Source organism: Hymenobacter jeongseonensis, assembly GCF_015694725.1.
GTDB classification, from domain to species: domain Bacteria; phylum Bacteroidota; class Bacteroidia; order Cytophagales; family Hymenobacteraceae; genus Hymenobacter; species Hymenobacter jeongseonensis.
On sequence record NZ_JADQDQ010000003.1, the window covers coordinates 1 to 24044 of the forward strand.

The window sequence follows — 24044 nt, forward strand, 5'->3', positions numbered from 1 at the left end:
TGGGAGAGTCGGTCGCCGCCAACCTTATTTGCCCCAACGCCCCTGCGCCCGCCTTCACCGGCCCGCGCAGGGGCGTTCTGCGTTTACAAGCCCCCACTTCCCCGCTTACCCCCGCCGACAACCGGGCGCCGCGGCGGCCGGCGGCCGGGTGCTCCCGGCCCATGTGCGCCGAAGCAGCGCATGGGGCAAGGGTAATTATATGTATAATTGTGGCGAATGCAGTTCAAAAAATCATTTGCTTATGTGTTTTGATTCATTAGCAGACAATTCTTACTCAAACTTGTTGCTGTTGAAGAATAATTGTTTGGTATATACTAATTGTATATAATTAATTAACAGTTTTACAAATGTATTTCTTGTATCCTTGGTTTTTAGTGTGTTTAGTATCTGTTGTAATTCCAGTAATTATTCATTTGCTGCAATTACGTAGACCGCAACGGATACTATTTACTAATACATCTTTCATTAGAGAAGTAGAACTGGTGACCGTTCGTCATCGTAAGGTTCAACATTTATTGGTGCTGGTAGCACGGACTTTAACTATTGCTGGGTTGGTGCTGGTATTTTGCCAACCATTCATTGCTGCTGAATCTGAGAATGCGACATCGAATGGGATGGGGTCGGAAATTTTAATCGATGATTCGTTTAGCATGCAACAGCCTGGGCCGCAAGCCCCGTTGGTGCGTGAGGCTATATCAGAAGCTAAAAAATTGGGGAATTCTGCCCCAGTAGGCAGTAAATTAAGATTGCTGAATATTGGGAATGCCTTTTTTTCTCAGGAGGCTTTTCGAGATAAGCTAGATGAGATTGATTTAAAGGCGCAGGGAATTGTGTCAAAAGTTAGCGAGGCTAATGGCAGGGAGAATGTTAATATCAACCGGTTTGTTTTTTCTGATTACCAGAAGAATTCCTTTGATATAAAGACGATAGATAAATTAGCTACAGGAAGGCAACTTATTTTGGCTCCTGTTTCAGCGGAGTCAAGCAGTAATATCTATGTCGATAGCGTTTGGTTGGATGATGCGTTCGTTCGGGCGCGAATCAATGTGGGATTGCATGTACGAGTGAGGAATGGGGGCAGTGTTGTGGCATCTGATTGCCCAGTAAAGGTGTTTTTGGGCAGTCGACAGGTAGCAGCATTTCGTGTTAACGTAGAGCCTGGCCAAGCGTTTGCGTCCGTAGTGCAAGTGCGTTTGGATGATGAGAAGTTAGTGCTGGGACGGGTAGTGGTCGAAGATGCACCAGTCACTTTTGATAACACTTACTACTTCACCATGCAGCCAGCGGCTTCTATTCGGGTGTTGGAGGTTGGCAATACCCCAGTTGCGCAGCAGCTCTATGGCAATGAACCCCTGTTCACTTACGCGTTTTCGAAGCCTGAAAACCTGAGCTTCGGGGTGATGCAACGGGCAGATTTGGTAATCGTTCAGGAAGTAGAGCGGTTGGATGCTGGTTTACGTGATGGATTGAAGGCTGTCGTTCAACGGGGGGGAAGTGTGGTGGTGGTACCGCCGGCTTCAGTTGCCGCACAGAACTCTTACCAAACACTCTTTAGGGAGTTGGGCCTCGGGACGGTGCAGTGGGAAGCAAAAACTGCTACGCCGGAGTTGCGTGAGGTCGCAATGCCGAGTGCACGTGAGCCGTTTTTTCGAGATGTATTTGGGGCACAACAGCGGGCGGCAACAATGCCGCGGGTGGCGCCGGTGTTGCGGTGGTCACGCACGGGAACTGACATTCTGCGGTTGCGGGATGGAGAAAGCTATTTGGCAAATTTTACGAGCGGGTTAGGACGGGTTTATGTTTTTTCCGCACCGTTTGCGGAGGAGTATTCTGATTTTGTGCAGCATGCTCTCTTTGTACCGGTCATGTATCGGTTGGCAATGCTGAGTTACCGCGCCGAGCAATTGCCCGCCTACCGCCTGACGCAACCTTCGCTGAGTTTGCAACTACCCGCCACAACTGGAACTGGGAGCTCGGAAGAGGCCGGCATACGGTTGGTGAAGGACAGCCTAACGCTGATTCCTTCCCAGCGGGTGTTCGGGCAACAGGTGCGTTTGGATTTGCCACAAGGCATGGATACGCCGGGTTTTTACCAAGTGCAGCAGCGGGGCAAGGTGCTGACTACGTTGGCTTTCAATCAGGACAAAAGAGAATCAGAATTAGCGGCTTACACGGCAGATGAGTTGCGCCGGTTAGTTAGTGGGCGGCCCAATGTTACGGTCCTGGAAAGCGGCGAAAACGGGGCCGGCTTGGCCAAGTTTAGCGCCGACCAGATGGGCCAGCCGCTGTGGCGCTATTTCCTGGCATTTGCTCTGGTGTGTTTGCTTGCGGAAACGTTGCTGATTCGTTTTGGTAATCGGGCCGTGGCCCGGCCTGTGGAGAAGGTAGTGGCGTAGCCGTGAATGCGAGAAAAATGGCGTTGCAGAGGTAATGGAGCGTATCTTGTCGCCTGAATCACTGCCTGGCCCATGGATACTTCCTTTAAAGCAAACCCTCTTGCTCAACCCAACCCGACAGCGGGACTAGCGACGCGCCTGGGCGTGCGCTTTGGAGTGGGAGTGGGGGCGGTGTGCGCGCTTTGGATGATGGGGTTGCAGCTTACCGGCAACAACGGTTTCGGGCCGAAGCAGATACTGGCGCAACTGTTGGTGCCGCTGGTGGCCGTGGCCAGCCAATGGATACTGCGGCGGCAGCTTAAGCCGGAAAAGCCGGGTTTGGGACGTTCGTTGGGCGTGGGAATGCTAACCGTGTTAGTAGCAGCCCTTATCTCAGCCGGTAGCTTGGTTGGGCTGGCCTATGGGGCTGGGGAGAAGGCGTTGGCGGTGCACCGGGCCGAGATTTTGGAGATAGTGCGGGCACAACAGCGGGAGAACTCGAAAGTAGAGCTGAGCCCGCAGCAGAAGCAACAGCAGCTTCAGAAGGTCGCAAATGTATCCGTTGGTGACATGGCCATCAGTAATTTCACGCAGCTTGTGCTGCTGGGCCTTGTGCTGGCTGTGCCAAGCGGAATATTTCTGCGCGAATAAATTCGGTTTACCTTTCGGCTCTTTTACTTCACCTTTTTCAAATCCAACTCAATGGAAACAAATGCTACTCCTGTTTCGGCCACTTCGGTGGGACTGCGTTATGGCTTGCTCACGGGCCTAATCAGCGTCATTATTTCGTTCGGGTTGTTTGCCGCCAGCATGGAGCAGAGCCCGTTGCGGTTCGTCACCTTTTTGGTGCTGATTGTGGGCATTGTGCTGGCCATGCGCCATTTCAAAGAACACAACTACGGGTTCATGAGCTTTGGCCAGGGTTTGGGCATTGGAACAATGATTTCGGCCGTGGTGGGCGCATTGAGCGCCGTGTTTACCTATGTGTACTTAAACATCATTGACACCGATGCCGTGGGACGGATGATGGAAAAGGCCCGGGCCGATATGGAAGCCAAAGGCGGCTTGTCGGACGAGCAAATTGACCAGGGAATGGCCATGGCTGGTAAGTTCATGAACGGCCCCATGATGGTGGTTATCGTGTTGGTGACAAGCATTATTACGGGCGTTTTGCTGTCACTGATTATCTCGGCATTTGTCAAGCATTCAAAACCTGAGTTTGAATAAATCATCTGTTACTTTTCCGGTGGAAATATCCATCGTGATTCCGCTGCTCAACGAAGCAGAGTCGTTGCCTGAGTTGACGCGTTGGATTGCGCGGGTGCTGCAACCCCGCGCCCTTTCCTACGAGGTTATCCTGATTGATGACGGCTCGACGGACGATTCTTGGGAAGTGATTCAATCCCTGGCCGCGACCGACGATGCGCTGCGGGGCATCCGGTTCAACCGGAATTACGGCAAATCGGCGGGATTGAATGTGGGCTTTGAGGCGGCGCGGGGCCGGGTGGTGTTCACCATGGACGCCGACCTGCAGGACTCGCCCGAGGAATTGCCCGAACTCTACCGCATGGTCACCGAGGACAAGTTTGACCTGGTGAGCGGGTGGAAGCAAAAACGCTACGACCCGCTGTCGAAAACCATTCCCACCAAGCTGTTCAACGGTGCCACCCGCTGGATTTCGGGCATTCGGCTACACGATTTCAACTGCGGCCTGAAAGCGTATGACCAGCGCGTGGTGAAAAGCATTGAGGTGTACGGCGAAATGCACCGCTACATTCCCGTCATCGCGAAATGGAATGGTTTCCGGCGCATCGGCGAGAAAGTGGTGCAGCACCAGGAGCGCAAATACGGCGTGACTAAGTTCGGGCTGGAGCGGTTCGTTTATGGCTTTCTCGATTTGGCCAGCATCACGTTTGTGAGCCGGTTCCGGCGGCGCCCTATGCACTTTTTCGGCACGCTGGGCTCCTTTTCTTTTCTCGTGGGCATGCTCCTGACGCTCTGGCTGACGGGCGAAAAGTGGTGGCTGGCTTATCATAATCTGCGGGCGCGCAACGTAACCGACCAGCCGTTGTTCTTCTTAGCGCTGGTGGCGGTGATTGTGGGCGTACAGCTGTTTTTAGCCGGCTTTCTGGCGGAAATGGTGCAATTAAACGGGCCGCGCCGCAACGATTACCTGGTGCGGGAAACGCTCAATTAAACGTGCGTACTACTCCGCAACTTGTAATTATTACACAGGCTCAACATGGGGCGTAATTAGGCGTCGACACGAATTAATTAGTGCCTGCAATGAAGGTTGTCATAATTGGCCCGGCGTATCCGCTGCGCGGTGGGTTGGCCACCTACAACGAGCGGCTGGCACGGGCGTTTCAAGCGGCGGGAGACGAAGTGCGCCTCGTGACGTTTTCGCTTCAATACCCGGACTTCTTGTTCCCCGGCCAAACCCAGTTTAGCACGGAGGCCGGCCCGGTCGATTTGGATATTGAAGTAAGCCTGAACTCCGTCAACCCCTTCACCTGGTGGCAAGTGGGGCGCAAGCTGCGCACCGAAAAGCCCGATGTGGTGATATTCCGGTTTTGGCTGCCGTTTATGGGCCCAGCCCTCGGCACGGTGGCACGGCTGGTGCGCGGCAATGGCCACACGCGCGTGGTTGCCATTACGGATAACGTAATTCCGCACGAAAAACGGCCGGGCGATGGACCTCTCACGCGCTATTTTTTGAGCGCCTGCGACGGATTTGTGACCATGAGCCGCAGCGTATTAGGTGACTTACAACGGCTGGGTTTTGGCCAGAAACCGGCGCTGTACCGGCCGCATCCGCTCTACGATAATTTCGGGCCAATCAAGACCAAGAGCGATGCCCTAAATGCGCTGAATTTGCCAAATACAACCAGCTATTTACTGTTCTTCGGGTTCATTCGCGCCTACAAAGGATTAGATATTATGCTGGCAGCTTTTGCCGATGAGCGAATAGCCGCGCTGCCCATTAAGTTAATTATTGCCGGCGAATTTTACGAGCCGGCGGCCCCCTACGAAGAGTTAATTAAACGCTATCAGCTGGAAGAAAGAATAATCAGAGCCACCGATTTTATTCCCAATGAAAAGGTGGTGGATTATTTCTGTGCTGCCGATTTAATCGTGCAGCCCTACAAGAATGCCACGCAAAGCGGGGTGTCGCAAATTGCGTATCATTTTGAGCGCCCCATGCTCGTGACCGACGTGGGCGGCCTAGCCGAGTTGATTCCCAACGGCGTGGTGGGCTACGTGGTGCCGCCAACCGCCGCCGCCATTGCCGATGCGGTGGTCGATTTCTATGCCCAGAAACGAGAGCCCGCTTTCACGGCCGGCGTGCGCGAGCAGAAGAAGCAGTTTTCGTGGGAAGTGATGGTTGCCGCGCTTAAAGAAGTGGCCCGCTAGGTCAGGCGCCGCGCCGAACGGCTACAGCGCTACGGTTTCGCGCACGGCTTGTAGCACTTTTTCGGCCGGCAGGTCTTCCATGCAACTCGTGCCCAGCTTGCACGTGCCGCGGTAGAAACAGACGCATTCCCGGTTGGGGCCCACAATTTGGCCGCGGCCGTAGAGGTCAAATTCGTGGGAATTGAAGATATTATTCATCAGAATGGTGGGCTTGCGTAGCGCAATGCTGATGTGCATGGCCATGGTTACCTGCGTCACGATGGCATCGAGCTGGTGCATCAGGTTGATGAACTGGGGCAGGGGAAAGGTGCCCAGGTACGCGGCACCGGTGGCGGCGTGCAGCACCCGGTTGCGGGCGTCTTCGGCCTCGCCTCCCAGCAGCACGGGGGCGTAGCCGGCCCGTTGCAGGCCCTCGATGAGGGAAATCCATTTCTCGTCGCTCCAGAGGCGGGTGGTCCACCGGTCGCCGCAGCCGGTATTGAGGCCGATGCGGGGCGCGCCGGTGGGCAGCGCGCGCCAATCGTAGCCCTTGTCCTCGTGGGTATCGAAGACGTATTCTTCGCCCCGGAAATCGAAGCCGCAGAGCTCGAAGATTTCCTGCACGTAGGGCTTGGTGTTGGCCTGGCTTATCTGGTCGAAGAGGCCGGTTAGGAATTTGTGCTCGGCGAGCGGGTTCTGGGGCCAAGCCACGCCGTCGTGTGGGCGTAGGGCATAGCCAAATTTCTCCGGGGCCTGAATGGTGTTAAGCAGGGCACAGGCCTCTTTCTCCTTGTCGAGGTTGATAACCACATCAAACTGCCGGGCCTGGAGCTGGAGGGCACTGGCAAAGTCAAACTTCAAAATCTCGTCCACCGCGTCCTGGGGCAGAATGGCGGGCGTGTGCGTGAGCCAGGTAATGAAGCAGTCCGGCCGCTCTTCCCGCAGCCGCCGCAGTAGCGGCGTGGTCCGAATAACATCGCCAATGGCCCCCAACTTGATGATGAGCACCCGGCTGCGTACGGGCGCATACACCGGGCAGCCGTCGCAAACGTAGCCGTGAGTTTTGTTGGGGCGGCAAGGCAGGTCGCCGCGAAAATGGCGACAGTCGGGATGCACGGAAACGGAGTGGAGCAGGTGAGGCACGGAGGGGAAACGATAAGCAGGCAAAAGTAGTGGATTGCCCAACCTGGGCTACCCAAAAGCCACCTAGGTGGTAGTGGCGGTTGAGCGACGGCTTACCGCCCCACGTAGCTATGCGGGGTGATGCTCCGCAACTCGGCTTTCACGGGTTCGCCCACATCCAGCCCCTCGATAAACGCTCCGATGCTGGCGGCCGAAATAGCCTCGCCGGTGCGGGTGAGGGCCTTGAGGGCGTTGTAGGGGTCGGGGTAAGCTTCGCGGCGCAGAATGGTTTGGATGCCTTCGGCCACCACGGCCCAGTTGGCTTCGAGGTCGCGCTGCAGGGCCGATTCGTCGAGGGCCAGCTTGCCCAGGCCGCGCTGCAAGGCGCCAAGGGCGATGAGAATGTGGCCGAGCGGCACGCCCAGGTTGCGCAGCACCGTGGAGTCGGTGAGGTCGCGCTGCAGGCGGGAGATGGGGAGTTTGGCCGCGAAGTGTTCGAGCAAGGCGTTGGCCACGCCCAGGTTGCCCTCGGCATTCTCAAAATCGATGGGGTTCACCTTGTGCGGCATGGCCGAGGAGCCCACCTCGCCGGCCTTGATGGTTTGCTTGAAGTAGCCGAGCGAAATATACTGCCACACGTCGCGGGCCAGGTCGAGCAGGATGGTGTTGAGGCGTTTGAGGGCGTCGCAATGGGCCGCCAGGTGGTCGTAGTGCTCAATCTGGGTGGTGGGGAAGGAGCGGTGCAGGCCCAGCCGGTTGTTGACGAAAGTGCCGGCAAAGGCGTGCCAGTCCACCTGCGGGTAGGCCACGTAATGTGCATTGAAATTGCCAGTGGCCCCGCCGAATTTCGCGCCAAACGGCACCTGCGCCAGCAGCGTTACCTGGGCATCGAGCCGGGCCACAAACACCTCAATCTCTTTGCCGAGGCGGGTGGGGGAGGCGGGCTGGCCGTGGGTGCGGGCCAGCATGGGCACGGCGCTCCACTCCTGGGCGCGGGCCGAGAGGGCGTTGCGCACCTGCGCGTAGGCGGGCAGCAATTCGCCCATCAGCGCATCGCGGAAACTCAAAGGAATGGCCGTGTTGTTGATGTCCTGCGAGGTGAGGCCGAAATGAATGAACTCGACAACGTGGCCCAAGCCGAGGGCCGTGAACTGGTCGCGCAGAAAGTATTCCACGGCTTTCACGTCGTGGTTGGTAACGGCCTCGTGGGCTTTGATGGCCTCGGCATCGGCTTCGGTGAAGCTTTCGTATAGCCGGCGCAGTGCCGGAAAGCTCTCGGCCGATACGCTTTGTAACTGGGGCAGCGGCAACTCGGCCAACCCAATAAAATACTCCACTTCCACCAACACCCGGTAGCGCATCAAAGCCATTTCGGAGAAGCGGGCGGCCAGCGGAGCAGTGGCCCGAGCGTAGCGCCCGTCGAGGGGCGAAAGAGCGGTAAGGGGACTAGACATGGAGCAAAAGTACAGGCAGAAATCAGCGCGACACTACCTTGGGCTCCCCCGTAGCCTGCACATTACCCGTATAGTACCCGCGGTGCGGTAAGAAAAGCGCTGCTTCCCGTTTCCGTTTTTCTTACCTTTGATGGTGGCGAACCCGCCCACTTTATTCTATTCCGTGTCCGTATCTCCTTCCACCAAACGACTTATTATCGGCATTCTGGGCAGTGTGGCCTTGTTGCTGCTCGTGGCTTTCGCCGTGTTTCAGTGGAAGCGTCAGCAGCTGCTCACCTACGCGCTTGAGAAAGTTAAAGCCAAAGTTGAGCTCAAATACCCGGTTACACTCACCCTAGGACCGGCCCGATTTATCGGCTTCAAAACCGTGGAAATTGCCGGCATGAGCTTAGTGCCCCGCACGGCCCCCACCGATACATTACTCACGGCCAAGCGCTTGCAGGCTAGCTTGAGCGTGCGTTCGCTGTTTGCGGGCCGCCCGGTGTTCAGCGGCCTCGAAATTATCGCCGCACGCCTCACCGCACGCAAAACGGCTACCACCGACAACTTTGGGTTCTTAGCCAAAAAGCAAAAGACCAGCACCGTGCCCGTGGATACCACCAAGGGCACCAACTACGGCCTGCTCCTGAACCAGGTGCTCGAAACGGGGTTTGACAACGTGCCCGGCGAGGCCGACTTCAAAGATTTTTACGTTAGCTATTCGAGCCCCCGGCACATGGCCATCCTGCAATTGCCGGAGCTCAGCATTAAAGACGGCGACATTTCGGGCCGGCTGACGGCCAATATCGATTCGATGGTGAATGAGCTCGGCATCAGCGGGCACATCGAGCCGGATGATTATGCCTTGACGGCCCGGGTATTCGGCCGGGGCAGTTCGGTGCAGTTGCCGTATTTGCCGCGCCGCTTTGGCGCCTTGGTCAGCTTCGATACGGTGCTGGTGCGCCTCGACAGCAAGGACTTTGACAACGACGATACCGGCGGCCAGCTCACGGTGCGTGGCTCGGTGGCAGCCCGAAATTTTAGCCTCTACCATCCCAAACTGGCGGCCGACGAGATAGAAATCAAGAGCGGCGCGCTGGATTTTGTGGCCCAGTTGGGACGCGGCACCGCTTCGTTGGAAAAAGGCAGCCAGGTCACGATCAACAAGCTGGTGCTGTACCCCGAAATCAGCGTGCGGATGAAGCCCAGCCGGGCCGTGGCCATCAAGGTCATGTCGGCCGAGACACAGGCCAACGACTTCTTTTCGTCCCTGCCCACCGGCATTTTTGATGAAGTGCGCGGCGTGCGCGGCACCGGCACGCTCACCTACCGCATGAGCGGCAGCCTCGACATGGCCCAAGTGGACAGCCTAAAATTCGATTCCAGCCTCAAAGGCAACAAGTTCAAGCTGACCAGTTTTGGAGAGCAGGACCTGAACAAGCTGAATACGGCCTTCGAGCACACGGTGTACAACGACAAGGGCGACTCGGTGCGCACCTTTCGGGTGGGGCCGCCCAACCCGGACTTCGTGTCCTACAACGACGTGTCGCCCTACCTCATTCACGCCATCACCACGGCCGAGGACCCGCGCTTTTTCACGCATAAGGGCTTCATGGAGAAAGCCTTTGTGAAGTCAGCCATTCAGAACATCAAGGAAAAGCGCTTTGCCCGCGGCGGCAGCACGCTCTCGATGCAACTGGTGAAAAACGTGTTTTTGACCCGTCAGAAAACCGTGGCCCGCAAAATGGAGGAAGCCTTGATTGTGTGGCTGCTCGAGAACATGCAACTGGCCAGCAAGCAGCGCATGTTTGAAGTGTACCTCAACATCATTGAGTGGGGCCCGAGTGGGTTCCGCTGGCCCAGCGGCAAGCGCGGCGTGTACGGCGTGAAAGACGCGGCCCTGTTCTACTACGGCAAGCGCCCCAACGAGCTGAACCTATCCGAAAGCCTGTACCTGGCCAGCATCATCCCCAAGCCGAAGTACGCCCGCTATTCCTTCGATTCCTACGGGGACCTGCGCCGGAGCACCCGCTATTTCTTCCGGCTCATTGCCGACATCATGGCTACCCGCGGCCTCATTACCAACAACGACCGCCAAAGCATGCCGTATTCGCTCAACCTAAACGGGCCTGCGCGCCGGTACATGAGCTTTGCCGTGCGCCCCGATACGACGCGTATCACCCCCCAAGCCGATTCGACGCAATTTGAACCCTTGGATTTGCTGGATTTGCTCAACACCGGCGCGGCTCCCGATGCGGGCGTGAATACCGGTGCCGCCGAAGTGGTACCCGGGAAAGAGCCTAAATAGCCCATTCCCAAGCAACTCAGAAAAGAACGGGGCGGCTGACGTGTCGGCGAAGCCCTTGGTTTGAAAACCTCACCCTGGCCCATCTTCCAAAGAGTGGGGAGCCACGCCACAAGATTCAGTTTTAAACAAAAAGCCCCGGTTCAATTGAGCCGGGGCTTTTTGTTTGTTCATTAACGTCAGGGTCGGCTCTCTTTGGGAGGAGGGCCATGACCAAGTTCCACAGCTGCGCGGCCCTATTCTGGAAGCGTGTCGGCTTCCTTTTTGGGCCACACCACCGAGGCTAGTACGCTCAACAGCAGCAAGCCGCCCACTACGCCCAGCGCCACCGGCATGGGGATGGGAAAGAAGCTTTCCAGTAGGATTTTGGCGCCGATAAAGACCAGAATCAGCGAGAGGCCGTAGTGCAGGTAGTGGAACAGGCGCATCATGCTGGCCAGGGCAAAGTACAGGGCCCGCAGGCCCAGCAGCGCAAACACGTTGGACGTGAAGACGATAAAAGTGTCGCGCGTGATAGCCAAAATGGCGGGAATGGAATCGGCCGCAAAAACCACATCGGTGGTTTCCACCATTACCAACACCACAAACAGCGGGGTTGCAAAACGCACCCCGTCGCGGCGCACAAAGAACTTACCGCCCTCCATGTTCCGGGTAATGGGCAGATGGCGGCTCAGAAAGCGCACTATCGGGTTGTTCTCGGGGTCTATTTCCGGGCCGTCGCCGCTCAGTCCCATCCGCACGCCGGTGTACACGAGGAAGGCTCCCAGTAGGTAAATCAGGAAGTGAAACTTGGCCAGCAGTGCGCCCCCCACCAGAATAAAGACGGCGCGTAAAATCAGTGCGCCTAGCACTCCCCAAAAAAGAATGCGGTGCTGAAACTGCGGCGGCACATTGAAGTAGTTGAAAATAAGCAGGAAGACAAACAGGTTGTCGACGCTCAACGCCTTCTCCACCAAATACCCCGTGAGCCACTGCAATCCCGCTTCGGGGCCCATGGTGCGGTACACCAAAAAGTTGAAGGCCAACGACAACGCAATCCAAAAGGCGCTCCAGCCCAGGGCTTCGCGCAGCTTGATTGCGTGGGCTTTGCGGTTGAAGACCAGCAAATCGAGCAGGAGCAGCCCGATTACAAAAACGTTAAAGACCAGCCAAAACAGGGGAGAATTTTCCATGCGTTGGGGCAAGATACGCCGGGGCTTGCAAGCTGGTTGGCTTTGGGGCGAGCCGCGGCGGTTCTGGTTCGATAACAAACCAGCTAACGGCGCAGGCCCGCGCCGCGGATTAGCGGTTGCTCACGGGCCTTTGCGGGCGAAACCAGCTGCTTACTTTCATTTGCAGCACGCCGAAGAAGGCCTCTTTCACAATGCCCGACGACATCTTGGAGGTGCCCCGGGTGCGGTCGGTGAAAATAATGGGCACTTCTTTGATGCGAAAGCCTAATTGGTAGGCCAGCCACTTCATCTCTATCTGAAAAGCGTAGCCAACGAATTTGATATCCGGCAAGTCGATGGTGCGCAGCACCCGCGCCGAATAGCACTTGAAGCCAGCGGTGGCGTCGCGAATGGGCATGCCCGTTATCAGGCGCACGTACCAGGAGGCGAAATAGGACATCAGAACCCGCGACATGGGCCAGTTCACCACGTTCACGCCCTGAATGTAGCGCGAGCCAATGGCCAGGTCAAAGCCCTCGAGGCGGCAGGCATCGTGCAGGCGCAGCAAGTCTTCGGGGTTGTGCGAGAAGTCGGCGTCCATCTCGAATACGTATTCGTAGCCGTGGCTCAGTGCCCACCGGAAGCCGTGGATGTAGGCCGTGCCCAGGCCTTGCTTGCCCTTGCGCTCCTCCAAAAACAAGCGCCCCGGAAATTCGGCCTGCAGGCCCCGCACAATGTCCGCCGTGCCGTCGGGCGAGCCGTCGTCGATAATCAGGACATCGAAAGCCCGCGGTAACGACATCACTTTGCGGATAATAAGCTCCGCATTTTCGCGCTCGTTGTAAGTAGGAATTAGGACGAGGCCTTCACTCATGGGCTCAAAGATAGGGTTCCCCTGTGCGAAGCTGCATGCCCCAACTGGTGCCCGGATGATAATTTGCTTTCTTAATGGTAATAATGCGGCCTTGCAATATTGTTGTACGCAAGCAGAAATGGCTACTGCCCAACTGCTAGCGTGGCCGCCACCCGCTTGGCGTGGCGAATGCAGTCGGGCACGCTGACGCCGGCCCGCCAATTGGCCACGGCCACGATGTTTTCAGTTTCGAGGGCTGTCGCCGCCGCGTGGGCCTCCACAATGGGCGCATCGAATTGAGGAATGCTGCGCGGCCAGAAATAGCGCCCTTGCCAACGCGGCTTCCCTGAAATGCCATAAAAACGGCTCAGCTCGGCATGCACGGCGGCCTTTTGTACGTCCTCGGGCTCACGGGCGGCCGCTTCGTACTGCGCGCCGCCTACAAACGTGGTGAATAGCACCTGCCCGGCCGGCACACGCTGCGGGTAGATGGCACTGGTCCAGATGGAGCCCGCCGCGTACGCGCCCTCCACTTTCGGATGCAGCGCCCCAAAGCCGTTGAGGGGATGCGCCACCGCCGCCCGGTCGTAGGCAGAAAACACTACGCTCATGGGCGGGTAGTGCACGGCGGCCAAAGCCGCGGCCGGTTTCGGAAATAAGGGCTGCAGGAGTTCGGCAGCCGCATAGGCCGGCAGGGCCAGAGCCAGGTGGGTGTAGGCCACGGCCGTTTTGCGGACTTCACCTGGCCCAATTGGGGGCCAAAAAACGGGGCTGCCCGAAGCCGGAGAATGCACCTCATAGCTGCCCGTGGCATTGCGCGTGATGCTTGAAATCTGAACGCCGGGGTAATAATTGGTGAGCTTGGCCGCAAGGGCATCCGTCAGGGTTTGCACCCCGCCTTCGAGGGTGACGATGCGGCGGCGTGGCGTGCCTTTTCCGGTTTTGGCCAGGCCCCGCAGCACCGAGCCGTATTGTTGTTCCAGCGCCGCGAGTTGCGGAAACGTCTTGTGCAGCAGCAGCTTTTCGGGGTCGCCGGCGTAGATGCCGGCCATGAACGGGTTGACGGCGTAGTCAACGATTTCGGGCCCAAACCGGCGGCGAAAAAAGTGGGCCACCGTTTCGTTGGGCTCCGCCGGCACGGCGGGCTTGCGCAGTTCCTGCAGGAGCTGCCACTTGGCTTTGAGGCTGAAAAAACCGTTGGTGAGCAGGGCGGGAGGCGAGCCGGGCAGTTGGCGGTAGCGCCCGCCACGCAGCACATAGCGATGCTTGCTGACGTCGGCGCTTTCCTGAATCTGGTCGGTCAGGTCAAGGTTGGCGAGCAATGCTTCCAGCTCAGGGCTCAATTGCAACGAATTGGGGCCGTTTTCCAGCAAGTAGCCTTCCGGCGTGGCCCAGGTGCGGAGGTTGCCGCCCGGCCGGGTTTCGGCTTCGAATAGGTCGTAGGGCACACCGGCCTGTTGCAGGTACCACGCGAGCGTGAGGCCGCTGACGCCGCCGCCGATGATGGCAATTTTCATATGCTGAGTGCGGGAATGGGACTGCAAAGGTAGCGGCGCGGTCCTGCGGTTCGCCCGTAGCTTTGCGGCCATGACAACAAAGAACAAAGCCGTTTTCCTAGACCGCGACGGCGTGTTGAACGAAGAACTCGGGACGTACGTGTGGCAGCCGGAGCAATTCATTGTGTGCCCCGGCGTGCCCGAGAGTGTGGCTCGGCTCAAAGCGGCCGGCTACTTCCTCATCGTGGTCACCAACCAGGCCGGCATCGCCAAGGGCCTTTACACCGCCACCGACGTGCGCGCCTGCTACGCCAAGCTGCAGGATGCCTGTGGCGGCCTCATCGATGCGCTTTATTTCAGTGAGGCGCACCCCAGCGTGAGCGAATCCATCCTGCGCAAGCCAAACTCCGGCATGCTGGAAAAAGCCGTGGCCCGCTTCAACCTCGACCCCGCCCAGTGCTGGATAGTGGGCGACCGCCTGCGGGACATGCAGGCCGGCGCCAAGGTTGGCGTGCGCGGCGTACTGGTGGGAGAGGAGGAAAACGCGGAGGGCTTCGTGCCCCACGTGGCCGACCTGCGGGCGGCCACGGAATTGATACTAGAAGGTTAAAAACGCGAAATGCGAACACCAAAAAGGCCGGCCTTTCCACGTGGGAAGGCCGGCCTTTTTGGTGTTCAACCCCTGTGCTTACTGGCGCGCTGCGGGCGTAGCCGTGCTGGCCGTGATAGGCGCAGAAACAGGCGTTGCTGCCTTGGTGCTGGTGTAGGCGGGGCACACCTGGCGGTTGCAGGCGCCAAGTGAGAGCGCCGTAAAACCGGCAGCAAGCAGAATGAGCTTCTTCATAATTATAAAAAACGAGTGAGGGAAGACGAGGTTGCGCTTCAAAGATAAGCAGCTAGACCTATATTCTAAGAAAAAATCGAACGCAAAAATTGCATTATTTAGTACCCTAGAATTCGCAACATGCTGGCCGCTTCCTGCTGGGGCGCAAAAACCGTATCGATAAGCGTGCCATCTTCGGCGCGGTCGAGGATGATGTGCTGCGGCGCGGGAATGAGGCAGTGCTTGACGCCGCCGTAGCCGCTCAGGCTTTCCTGGTAGGCGCCGGTGTGGAAGAAGCCCACGTACAGCGGCTGCGCATCGGCGGGCTTGCGCTCGGGCAAGAACACCTGGTAGATGTGCTTTTCGGCATTGTAGTAGTCCTGCGAGTCGCAGGTGAGGCCGCCGAGCTGGAGCTTCTTGTAGCCCTTCTGCCAGCCGTTAATCGCCAGCATGATAAAGCGTTGGTTCAGAGCCCAGGTGTCGGGCAGGTTGGTGATGAACGAGCCGTCAATCATGTACCAGAGCTCCTTGTCGTTCTGCAGCTTTTCGTCGAGAATGCTGTAGATGATGGCGCCGCTTTCGCCCACCGTAAAGATGCCGAACTCAGTAAAAATGTTGGGTTCGGGCACGCCTTCCTCCAGACAAATGCGCTGGATGGTGCGCAGGATTTCGGCCACCATGTAGGGGTAGTCGTACTCGGGCTGGATGCTGGTTTGGATGGGGAAGCCGCCGCCAATGTCGATGGTGGTGAGGGTGGGGCACACTTTCCGCAGCTCGCAGTACTTGTGCACGAAGCGGCTCAGCTCCGACCAATAATAGGACGTGTCCTTGATGCCGGTGTTGATGAAGTAGTGCAGCATGGTGAGCTCAAAGCGCGGGTCTTCCTTGATGCGCTTTTCGTAGAGCGGAATGGCGTCGGCGTAGCGAATGCCCAGGCGGGAGGTGTAGAACTGGAAGCGCGGCTCCTCGTCGGAGGCCAGGCGCATGCCCAGGTTCACCTTCTCGCGCACGTGGTCGTGGTAGTACTCGATTTCGTTTGGCGCATCGATGATGGGCATGCAGTTCACAAACCCGTCGTTAATCAGGTCGGCAATTTCTTTCTTGTAAGCTTCGGGCTTGAAGCCGTTGCAGATGATGTGCTTTTGCTTGTCGACTTTGCCCTGGGCGTGCAGGTTGCGGATGATGCTGATGTCGAACCAGGACGAGGTTTCGAGGTGGATGTCGTTTTTTAGGGCCTCTTCCAGCACGAAACGGAAGTGCGACGACTTGGTGCAGTAGGCGTAGGAATACGTGCCCTGGTAATTGGTTTGGGTAATGGCGTCGGCAAACCATTTTTTTGCCCGTTGAATCTGGGAACTGATTTTGGGCAGGTACGTGAGGCGGAGCGGGGTGCCGTATTTCTCCACGAGGCCCATGAGGTCGATGTCGTGGAAACGGAGTTCGTGCTCCTGCACCGTAAAATCGGCCGTGGGGAAGTCGAACGTTTGGGAAATTAGGTCGTGATAAGTATCCATCGGTTTTTAAAAGCGGCGGGAAAAGCCGACCTTTGCAGTCGGCGGGTCAAAAGTACCGCCGGGGTGGAGATAAAAGGTTGGAACAGTCCACTGTTCTCTGGTCTCCTCCTCGCATCGTGACGATGGAATAAAGCGACTTGGCTACGGTGGAGCATATCTACCGCAAGGCAGCGCTCGAAGGTTGCCGCCCCCGGGCGGTCCGCCTTGGAACGATGCCCCATTTCGCTACCCAAATTCCCACCCGATGAAACGCATTAAAATCCTGGAAGTCCGCTCCGAACTCGGCGCCGGCACCCGCGGCGCCAGCATGGGCATCGACGCCCTGCGCGTGGCCTGCCTCAACAAAGGCTCCGATTATTTCCGCCGGTTCAATGCCGTGGCCGTGCCCGACCTGAACCACGTGCTGTTCGACAAGAACCACTTTCCCTTCGCCAAGCACATCGATTCCATCTACACGGTGCAAAAAGGCATTGCCAACGCCGTGGAGCAAACCCTGCGCTTTGGCGAGTTTCCGTTGGTGCTGGCCGGCGACCACAGCAACGCCAACGCCACCATTGCTGGCATCAAGGCCACCTACCCGCACAAAACCCTGGGCGTGGTCTGGATTGATGCCCACGCCGACATTCACTCGCCCTACACCACGCCCAGCGGCAACGTGCACGGCATGCCCCTGGCCGCCGCCCTGGGCGTTGACAACCTAGCTCACCAGCACAACGTGCCCGACCCCGAAACGGAGTTTTTCTGGCACCGCCTGCAAAACCTCGGCGAGCCCGGCCCCAAGCTCACCGCCGACCACCTCGTGTACGTGGTGGTGCGCGACACCGAGGAGGAAGAAAATGCCATCATCGACTCGCTTGGCATCAAAAATTTCAAGCTCGATGAGTTTCGCACCAAAGGCCCGCGCCAGGTAGCCCGCGAGATTTACGAGCGGCTGCGCTTTTGCGACATGGTGTACATCTCGTTCGATGTCGACTCGCTGGATTCGCGCTTCAGCAAAGGCACCGGCACGCCGGTAGAGCTGGGCCTCGACGTGCCTGAAGCCATTGCCCTGTGCCGCGCCCTGCTCGAAAACGACCGGGTGGTGTGCTTCGAGATGGTGGAAATCAACCCGACCCTCGACAGCGAAAACACCATGGCTAACAATGCCTTCAACATTCTGGAAGCCGCCACCGAAGCCATTGAGCGGCGCCTGCGGCTGGATGAAGTGGTGAGTCGTTAGCCACTGCCGCGCCTCAGCGGGCCCAAGGGACTGGTGCACGTAGGCCCTGGCAAGTGGGAGTAGCCAGTACTTTTGGCCGATGCCCGAAGCGACTTTCTACCGCCGTCCCAGCAGCCCGGTTTACTTTCCCAACCTCAATGGGTTACGCTTCGTGGCCGCGTTGCTGGTTATTATAAACCACATCGAGCAGCAGCGGCTGTTTCATGGCCGCCCCTCGCTGAGCTACATTCCCGTCGTTCAGCGTATTGGGGATGAAGGCGTGACGCTGTTTTTTGTACTCAGTGGATTTCTCATTACCTACCTCTTATTGCTGGAACAGGAGCAATTTGGCCAGATTGCGGTGGGGCAGTTTTACAAGCGGCGGGCGCTGCGCATCTGGCCCTTGTACTACGCGGTGGTGCTGCTGGCCCTGCTGGTGCTGCCCAACGCGGCGCTGCTGCGCGCCGATGGATTCAGCACCGATATTGCTCAACTGCCTCAGCAGGCCTTGCTGCATGCCGTGCTACTGCCCAACGTAGCGCTGGTGCTCTACGGAGGCATTCCTTTTCTGTCCCAGGCCTGGTCCATTGGCACCGAAGAGCAGTTTTATTTGGTGTGGCCGTGGGTGCTGCGCCGGGCGGGGGCGCAGGTGCTGCCGGTGGTAGGCGGTGTTTTCCTGCTGTTGCTGGCCGCTCAGCGCGTCATCGTGGTTGCTTTTCACGCGGCCCAGCCGGAGCCGGGCCCTGTGCTAGCGTTTGCTTTCAACTTTCTTTATTTTTTTCGACTGGACTGCCTGGTGGTGGGGGCGGTGCCGGCCATCCTGCTTTTTCAGCGGCGCACGGCCGTTTTGCGCTGGCTGATGGCTCCGGCCGTGCAGTGGTTGAGTTTGCTGGCGGTGCTGGGCCTACTGGCCTGGGGGCAGCGTTTCCCCCTGCACGAGCAAGTGTACGCCGGCTTGTTCGCAGTTCTGATTTTGAATTTAGCAGCCGCCAAAAAACCGATTATCACCCTGGAAAAAGGCTGGCTCAGCTACCTGGGCAAGCTTTCGTATGGGCTTTATATGCTGCATTACCTGGCGGTTGCCTTGGTGCTGCAGCAGTGGGGCCCGTGGCTTGACACGCAAATTGGCTGGCTCCGTTGGCTCCTCACCCTGCTGGCAAGCCTCGGGCTCACCGTTCTGCTGGCCATGGCTTCGTACTACGGCTTGGAGCGGCCGTTTCTGCAACGCAAACCCCGCCCACAGTCCGCCACTTTGCAGCCAGTGCTTTAGCGAACATAATTCGCTTCCTTATTTAAAACTGGCTGATAAACGCATACGCCCCGAGCGTGTAGGCCGTGACCGAGGTGAAGTGGTTGCCGCCCTGAATGGGGCGCAACTGCACTTGCGTGGCGCCGCGCTGTTGCATGGTGTCGTAGGCATCCTGCGAGTTGAAGAAGGGCACGTAATCGTCGGCGGTGCCGTGGAAAAGCGCCAGCGGCGCACGCGGCTTCCAGTCGTAAATGTCGTTGGCGGCCAAGGCCGCCGCCAGGGGCGCATCGTTGTTGCCGAGCACGGCTTCGCGAAAAGAGGCGGCAAATAATTGCGCCTGCTGGCTGGGCACATCGGCAAAGGGGTCAGCCTGCAGCTGCGCGGCGTAGGGCTGCTGGTAGTAGAAGGAAAACGGCCGGTTCAAGGCGTAGATGCGGTCGTAGGTGCGCAGCACCCACACGTAGGTGCTCAGAAAGCTGAGTGGCTGCGTTGCCCCCAGAATATAGCGGGCAAAGGCGCTTTTGTGGTAAGCCCCCGCGCCGGGCGCACTGGCCGTGACGGGCAGCGCCGTGGCGTATTTCTCTTCCAATAATTTGTGCAGCGCCATGGTGGCGTAGCCGCCCTCGGAGTAGCCGAGCAGGAAGTTTTTCTGGTTGATGTTCACCTTCTGCTGCTGGCAAAATTCCCGCGTGGCCCGCAGCATGTCGGCCGAGCTGGAGGCCAGCGAGGCGGCGTGCTCGTAGGGGTGGGGCAGCGCCTTGGACGCCCCGTAGCCCAAGTAGTCAGGCGCCGACACCACGTAGCCCGTGGAGGCCAGCACCGAGATTACCGACCACACGTCGCTGCCGCGTGCGTAGTAGGAGGGAGCCTGGGGTTCGCTGCGCGGCTGCAGCGTGCCGTGCTGGTAGCTGAGCACCGGCAATGGCCCAGCGCCCACGGGCACCAGCACGGCGCCGGAGGCCGTGGTTTCGGTGCCCTCGGGCGTTTTGGTGCGGTAGGTAAGGCGGTATACCTGAATGGGGTAGCGCACCAGCGCGCCGGCCAGCGGCACGCCCTGCACGCGGTCGGTGAGGGCGGTGGCGCTTACCTCGGCAATCAGGGTGCTGCCGGTCAGGACGGTTTCGGCCGCTGCGGGGGCTTCGGTTGCGGGCTCCGGAATGCTGCTCTTGCAGGCGGGGGCCCCAAGCAAAGCCACAAACAACCAGATAAACCGGTATTTCGAAAGGATGGTGAGGGTGGATAGCGTCACTACAGCGGAGTTTAAGAGCAGGAATCACGGGCACAACGCCATTTACTAGCGCTGGCGTTCCGAATGGCTGCTGCACCCCACGCAATTGCTGCCGGTGTCGCTCCGGCTTTTCGCCCCTTGCCCGGGGCATGCGGGAGCCGGCGCGGCACGGGGCTTGGGTTATCCAAGTAAATCTGCCAAAAAGTGCTTTCTTTGCTTACAGTGGAGCTTCTGTGAAGGGCAGGCACTGCGGCTGATGTCGTTGTTGTGTTTGGGGCTGTCTTGCTTTTCTACCCTGTCTGCATTTTGGCCATGAATAAGCCGCTTTCTCCTTCCGATGCCGATTGGGCTGCGCAGGTAGCCGAGGAGCGCAGCGTTCGCCACCAGTCCGAAACCGCGTTGGCCGTTGCGCAAGCCGAGATTGCGGCTCTCAAACAAGAACTGGCAGCCACGGCCAGCCACGGCCAGCGGCACCTTGCCCAACTCACGGCGCTGGTGCAAACCCTGCGGGCCGGCCTGTTGCTGGTCGACGACGAAGGGCAAATCCAGTTTGTCAACCACTATTTCTGGGAGCTGTTTGGGCTGCCGCCGGTGGCGGGTCCGGCCGAGGGCGCACCGCCCATTGCTCATTCGGCAGTTCACATTGGCGCAGCTTTCATGGACCCAGCTGCTTTTGCCACGCGGGCGCGGGCGCTGCACGCGGCGGGCCAAACGGTGCTGAACGAGGTGTTTATGCTGGCCGATGGCAGGGTTGTCGAACTCGATTATCTGGTGCTGGATTCCCTGCGGGCGGGGCGGCTGATTTGCTATCGGGACGTGACCGAGCGGCACCAGCGCGAGGCGCAGGTTCGGGCCCTTTCGTACATCTCGCAGCAAAACCCCAACCCCATTTTGCGCCTAACGCTGGCCGGGGAAGTGGTGTATGCCAACCCTGCTGCCGAGCCGCTGCTGGCCGCGCTCAGGGCGGAGCCCGCCGCGGCCGGCTGGCCGCCCGCCCTTCGCGCGCTGGTGCACGCGGCGTTGCACGGCCAGCAACTGCCGCACCCCGAATTTGCGGTTGCGGGGCAGCACTACGTGTCCACAGCGGTGGCCCTGCCGGACCAAGCTTACGCCACGCTATACCTTACCAACATCACCGCACGCCAGCAGACCGAGCAACTCTTGGCAGAGCAGCAGGCCTTCTACGAAAGCGTGCTGGAAGAAGTGCCCTGCGCGGTGTCGGTGCTGGATGCCGAGCACCGCTATTTGTTTCTGAACCCGGTGATTGAGCCGGACCCCATTGTCCGGGCCTGGATGATAGGGAAGACCAACCAGGAAGCCTGTGCGTACCGTCTGCGTCCGGAAGCGGTGATGCGGAATCGAGCCACCGCTTTTGCCGAAGTGTTGCGCGAGCAGCGGGAGGTGAGCTGGGAGGAAACGCGCTTGGACGCTAACGGGCAGCCGCAACATATTTTGCTCCGGTACCGGCCCATGCGCGGCCCCAGCGGCGTGGTCCGGGTCATTTGCTCGGGTATCGACATTACCGAGCGCAAGCAGGCGGAGGAGAAAATAGTCCGCCAGCAGGAGTTCTACGAGTCCATTCTCAACCTGCTGCCCGTCGACGTGGCCGTTTTTGATGCGGAGCACCGGTTCCTGTTTGTCAATCCGTCTTCGGTTTCGGACCCCGCCGTGCGCAAGCAAATCATCGGGATGACCAGCGCCGAGTACTTCGCGTTCCGCCACAAGCGCCACCCGGCCGCCACAGCCGCGCAGCGAGAACAGTATTTTGACCTAGCCGTGCGCACCCGCGCCGACGTGACCTGGGAGGAAATGCGCACCGGGCCCAACCAGCGCCCGCAGCTGATGCTGCGCCACTTGCGGCCGGTGTTCGATGCCACGGGAAATTTGCAGCTTGTGGTAGGTTCGGGAATCGACATCACGGCCCGCTACACGGCCGAAAAGCTTCAGCACGAAGTGCAGCGGATGCTGAAAACGCAGCAAACTTTCATTCGCCAGATTTTGGATGCGTTGCCCAATGTGCTGTACATGGTGGACCCCGACAATAGCGTTTCCTTCTCGAACCACGCGTATGAGATGATGATGGCCAAAAGCGGGTATCGGCAGAACATGGGTCCGGCTCCCCAAATTCACGAACAGCTACAAGAGGTCCAGCGACTCAACCAACTGGTGCGCACCACCCGCCAAACTCAAACCCAGGAGCTGCTCTTCACCTTGGCTACCGGCGAAACGCGCTATTACCAGGTGCACAAGCGGCCGTTGCGGCGCACCGACGGGCAACTGGGCATCCTCACGATTAGCACCGACGTCACGGACGTGAAGCTGGCCCGCCACGAGCTGGAGCGGCGCGAAAAGCAGTACCACGACTTGGTGTACTACTCGCAGGCGCTGATTTGCACGCACGATTTGCAGGGCAAGGTGCTGACGGTGAACCCGGCCATCGAGCGGCTGATGGGCGCCCCGGCCAGCCAATTGGTGGGCCACTTCCTCCACGAGGCCCTGCCGCCCGAGCACCATGCCTCCCTGCAGACCTACCTCGCGGGCAGCAAGCACCAGCACCAGCAACCCGGCATAATGACGGTGTGGACCTTCTCTGGCGAGCGGCGCTACCTGCAATACTACGCCTACCAGGTATCCGAGGACGGCCACGCGCCCTACGTAGTGGCTTCCGGCTACGACGTAACCACCGGGGTGTTGGCGCAGCGTGCCCTCCAGCACGCCAAGCAGGATGCCGAAGAAAATGCCCAGGCCAAAGAAGCGTTTCTGGCCCGGATGAGCCACGAAATCCGCACGCCCCTCAACGGAGTATTGGGCATGGCCGGCTTGTTGCAAAAAACGCCGCTCACGGAACCGCAACGCGAGTACCTGAACACGATGCAGCACGCGGGCCGGCACCTGCTCTCGCTGCTCAACGACGTGCTGGACATGGCCAAAATCACCACCCAGCACCTGCAGCTCGACCATGCGCCCTTCGACCTGGCCGTGGCCCTGCACGGGGCCGGGCAAACCGTAGCGGCGCTGGCCGAGCAAAAGGGGCTGCGTCTGATTGTGGAACCGTTGGCCACGGCCGCGCCGCGCGTGGTTGGCGATGCGTACCGGCTGCACCAGGTGCTGCTCAACTTGCTTTCAAATGCCATCAAGTTCACGGAACGGGGCTACGTGCGGCTCGGCACCAACGTAATCCACGATACCCCCGACCAACTTACCCTACGGTTTTGGGTGGAGGATACGGGCATCGGCATCGCGGCAGAGCAGCAAGGCCACATTTTTGAAGCCTTTGCCCAAGCCAGTGCCGAAACCAGCCGCCAGTTCGGCGGTACGGGACTGGGCCTATCCATTAGCCAGCAACTGGTGAGCCAAATGGGAGGCATGCTGCTGCTGTGCACCGAACCCAACGAAGGCACGACGTTTTCCTTCACGCTCGCCCTGCCCCGGCCCCGCGAAGCCACGGCCGAGCAAAGCCGCGAAGCGCCGCCTGCTTCCTACGACGGCCTGCGGGGCTTGCGCGTGCTCTTGGCCGAAGACAACCTCGTGAACCAGTGGATTGCGGTGGTAGTGCTGGAAAATTGGGGCGTACGGGTGCAAGCCGTGAGCAACGGCCTGGACGCCTTGGCCCACCTGCGCGAAGGGGCGTTCGATGCCGCCATTCTGGATATTAAAATGCCCGGCCTGAGCGGGGTAGAAGTGACGACGGCCATCCGGGCCAACCCCGACGCGACCCGCGCAAATCTCCCAATCATCGCTCTGACAGCGAATGCATTCGAGGCCGACCGGATAGCCTACCTGGCCGCCGGCATGAATGCGTGCGTCACCAAGCCCTACGAGGAAGCCGACCTCGGCCAGATTTTATTACAGCTAACGGCGGACCGGCCCGCCGCGGAATAAGCCGCCGGTCGCTATCCCCAAG

At 59.0% G+C, this 24044-nt stretch carries 18 protein-coding genes; 10 read left to right on the forward strand and 8 right to left on the reverse strand.

Annotation, left to right across the window (positions count from 1 at the left end; genetic code table 11):
* Positions 1-347: 347 nt before the first annotated feature.
* From I2I05_RS06935 to I2I05_RS06955, 5 genes are all read left to right on the forward strand, one after another.
* A complete protein-coding gene (locus I2I05_RS06935) occupies positions 348-2396 on the forward strand; it encodes a BatA domain-containing protein (protein ID WP_230688209.1) in 2049 nt (682 codons plus the stop codon).
* A gap of 72 nt (positions 2397-2468) precedes the next feature.
* Positions 2469-3026 carry a DUF4199 domain-containing protein gene (locus I2I05_RS06940; RefSeq protein WP_196281519.1) on the forward strand — a complete coding sequence of 186 codons (558 nt, stop codon included), beginning with the start codon at positions 2469-2471 and terminating at the stop codon, positions 3024-3026.
* 51 nt (positions 3027-3077) lie between these two features.
* Positions 3078-3602 carry a DUF4199 domain-containing protein gene (locus tag I2I05_RS06945; protein ID WP_196281520.1) on the forward strand — a complete coding sequence of 175 codons (525 nt, stop codon included), beginning with the start codon at positions 3078-3080 and terminating at the stop codon, positions 3600-3602.
* A gap of 19 nt (positions 3603-3621) precedes the next feature.
* Positions 3622-4572, forward strand: a complete 951-nt coding sequence (locus I2I05_RS06950; RefSeq protein WP_317192326.1) for a glycosyltransferase family 2 protein — start codon at positions 3622-3624, stop codon at positions 4570-4572.
* 89 nt (positions 4573-4661) lie between these two features.
* The gene (locus tag I2I05_RS06955; protein WP_196281522.1) at positions 4662-5789 is read left to right on the forward strand and encodes a glycosyltransferase; all 1128 of its coding nucleotides are present in this window, start codon (positions 4662-4664) and stop codon (positions 5787-5789) included.
* Positions 5790-5810: 21 nt separating this feature from the next.
* On the opposite strand, the gene I2I05_RS06960 is transcribed toward I2I05_RS06955, so the two are convergent.
* Both I2I05_RS06960 and purB read right to left on the reverse strand, forming a co-directional pair.
* Complete coding sequence (locus I2I05_RS06960) at positions 5811-6911, reverse strand: glycosyltransferase family 9 protein (RefSeq protein WP_196281523.1); 1101 nt, start codon at positions 6909-6911, stop codon at positions 5811-5813.
* Between the two features lie 92 nt (positions 6912-7003).
* The gene (purB, locus tag I2I05_RS06965) at positions 7004-8344 is read right to left on the reverse strand and encodes an adenylosuccinate lyase (protein ID WP_196281524.1); all 1341 of its coding nucleotides are present in this window, start codon (positions 8342-8344) and stop codon (positions 7004-7006) included.
* 163 nt (positions 8345-8507) lie between these two features.
* On the opposite strand from purB, the gene I2I05_RS22310 reads away from it, so the two are divergent.
* A complete protein-coding gene (locus I2I05_RS22310) occupies positions 8508-10631 on the forward strand; it encodes a transglycosylase domain-containing protein (protein ID WP_196281525.1) in 2124 nt (707 codons plus the stop codon).
* Between the two features lie 233 nt (positions 10632-10864).
* Here I2I05_RS22310 and I2I05_RS06975 read toward each other — a convergent pair whose 3' ends face one another.
* The 3 genes from I2I05_RS06975 to hemG form a co-directional block, all read right to left on the reverse strand.
* Positions 10865-11800, reverse strand: a complete 936-nt coding sequence (locus I2I05_RS06975; RefSeq protein WP_196281526.1) for a TerC family protein — start codon at positions 11798-11800, stop codon at positions 10865-10867.
* A gap of 109 nt (positions 11801-11909) precedes the next feature.
* The gene (locus I2I05_RS06980) at positions 11910-12653 is read right to left on the reverse strand and encodes a polyprenol monophosphomannose synthase (RefSeq protein ID WP_196281527.1); all 744 of its coding nucleotides are present in this window, start codon (positions 12651-12653) and stop codon (positions 11910-11912) included.
* A 122-nt stretch (positions 12654-12775) separates the two neighbouring features.
* A complete protein-coding gene (hemG, locus tag I2I05_RS06985; protein ID WP_196281528.1) occupies positions 12776-14149 on the reverse strand; it encodes a protoporphyrinogen oxidase in 1374 nt (457 codons plus the stop codon).
* A 70-nt stretch (positions 14150-14219) separates the two neighbouring features.
* On the opposite strand from hemG, the gene I2I05_RS06990 reads away from it, so the two are divergent.
* On the forward strand, positions 14220-14738 hold the full coding sequence (locus I2I05_RS06990) for a D-glycero-alpha-D-manno-heptose-1,7-bisphosphate 7-phosphatase (protein ID WP_196281529.1): 519 nt from the start codon (positions 14220-14222) through the stop codon (positions 14736-14738).
* Positions 14739-14816: 78 nt separating this feature from the next.
* On the opposite strand, the gene I2I05_RS06995 is transcribed toward I2I05_RS06990, so the two are convergent.
* Positions 14817-14972 carry a hypothetical protein gene (locus I2I05_RS06995; RefSeq protein ID WP_196281530.1) on the reverse strand — a complete coding sequence of 52 codons (156 nt, stop codon included), beginning with the start codon at positions 14970-14972 and terminating at the stop codon, positions 14817-14819.
* Positions 14973-15070: 98 nt separating this feature from the next.
* Positions 15071-16465: a type III PLP-dependent enzyme domain-containing protein gene (locus I2I05_RS07000; protein WP_196281531.1), complete on the reverse strand. Its 1395-nt coding sequence runs from the start codon at positions 16463-16465 to the stop codon at positions 15071-15073.
* A gap of 244 nt (positions 16466-16709) precedes the next feature.
* Between I2I05_RS07000 and I2I05_RS07005 the strand changes: the two genes are divergently transcribed.
* Both I2I05_RS07005 and I2I05_RS07010 read left to right on the forward strand, forming a co-directional pair.
* Positions 16710-17684 (forward strand): arginase, encoded by a 975-nt coding sequence (locus I2I05_RS07005; RefSeq protein WP_196281532.1) that lies wholly within the window; start codon positions 16710-16712, stop codon positions 17682-17684.
* 79 nt (positions 17685-17763) lie between these two features.
* On the forward strand, positions 17764-18933 hold the full coding sequence (locus tag I2I05_RS07010; RefSeq protein WP_196281533.1) for an acyltransferase family protein: 1170 nt from the start codon (positions 17764-17766) through the stop codon (positions 18931-18933).
* Positions 18934-18955: 22 nt separating this feature from the next.
* Here the strand turns inward: I2I05_RS07010 and I2I05_RS07015 are convergent, their stop codons facing one another.
* Positions 18956-20161 carry an alpha/beta hydrolase family protein gene (locus I2I05_RS07015; RefSeq protein WP_196281534.1) on the reverse strand — a complete coding sequence of 402 codons (1206 nt, stop codon included), beginning with the start codon at positions 20159-20161 and terminating at the stop codon, positions 18956-18958.
* Positions 20162-20452: 291 nt separating this feature from the next.
* Between I2I05_RS07015 and I2I05_RS07020 the strand changes: the two genes are divergently transcribed.
* Positions 20453-24022: a PAS domain-containing protein gene (locus I2I05_RS07020; RefSeq protein WP_196281535.1), complete on the forward strand. Its 3570-nt coding sequence runs from the start codon at positions 20453-20455 to the stop codon at positions 24020-24022.
* Positions 24023-24044: the final 22 nt, after the last annotated feature.

Bases quoted from the DNA above. Each gene is read 5' to 3' on its own strand.
- I2I05_RS07000 (WP_196281531.1), bottom strand. From the start codon at position 16,465: ATGGATACTTATCACGACCTAATTTCCCAAACGTTCGACTTCCCCACG.
- I2I05_RS06995 (WP_196281530.1), bottom strand. From the start codon at position 14,972: ATGAAGAAGCTCATTCTGCTTGCTGCCGGTTTTACGGCGCTCTCACTT.
- purB (WP_196281524.1), bottom strand. From the start codon at position 8,344: ATGTCTAGTCCCCTTACCGCTCTTTCGCCCCTCGACGGGCGCTACGCT.
- hemG (WP_196281528.1), bottom strand. From the start codon at position 14,149: ATGAAAATTGCCATCATCGGCGGCGGCGTCAGCGGCCTCACGCTCGCG.
- I2I05_RS07020 (WP_196281535.1), top strand. From the start codon at position 20,453: ATGAATAAGCCGCTTTCTCCTTCCGATGCCGATTGGGCTGCGCAGGTA.
- I2I05_RS06935 (WP_230688209.1), top strand. From the start codon at position 348: ATGTATTTCTTGTATCCTTGGTTTTTAGTGTGTTTAGTATCTGTTGTA.
- I2I05_RS06990 (WP_196281529.1), top strand. From the start codon at position 14,220: ATGACAACAAAGAACAAAGCCGTTTTCCTAGACCGCGACGGCGTGTTG.
- I2I05_RS06945 (WP_196281520.1), top strand. From the start codon at position 3,078: ATGGAAACAAATGCTACTCCTGTTTCGGCCACTTCGGTGGGACTGCGT.
- I2I05_RS06955 (WP_196281522.1), top strand. From the start codon at position 4,662: ATGAAGGTTGTCATAATTGGCCCGGCGTATCCGCTGCGCGGTGGGTTG.
- I2I05_RS06940 (WP_196281519.1), top strand. From the start codon at position 2,469: ATGGATACTTCCTTTAAAGCAAACCCTCTTGCTCAACCCAACCCGACA.
- I2I05_RS06975 (WP_196281526.1), bottom strand. From the start codon at position 11,800: ATGGAAAATTCTCCCCTGTTTTGGCTGGTCTTTAACGTTTTTGTAATC.
- I2I05_RS07010 (WP_196281533.1), top strand. From the start codon at position 17,764: ATGCCCGAAGCGACTTTCTACCGCCGTCCCAGCAGCCCGGTTTACTTT.
- I2I05_RS06980 (WP_196281527.1), bottom strand. From the start codon at position 12,653: ATGAGTGAAGGCCTCGTCCTAATTCCTACTTACAACGAGCGCGAAAAT.
- I2I05_RS07005 (WP_196281532.1), top strand. From the start codon at position 16,710: ATGAAACGCATTAAAATCCTGGAAGTCCGCTCCGAACTCGGCGCCGGC.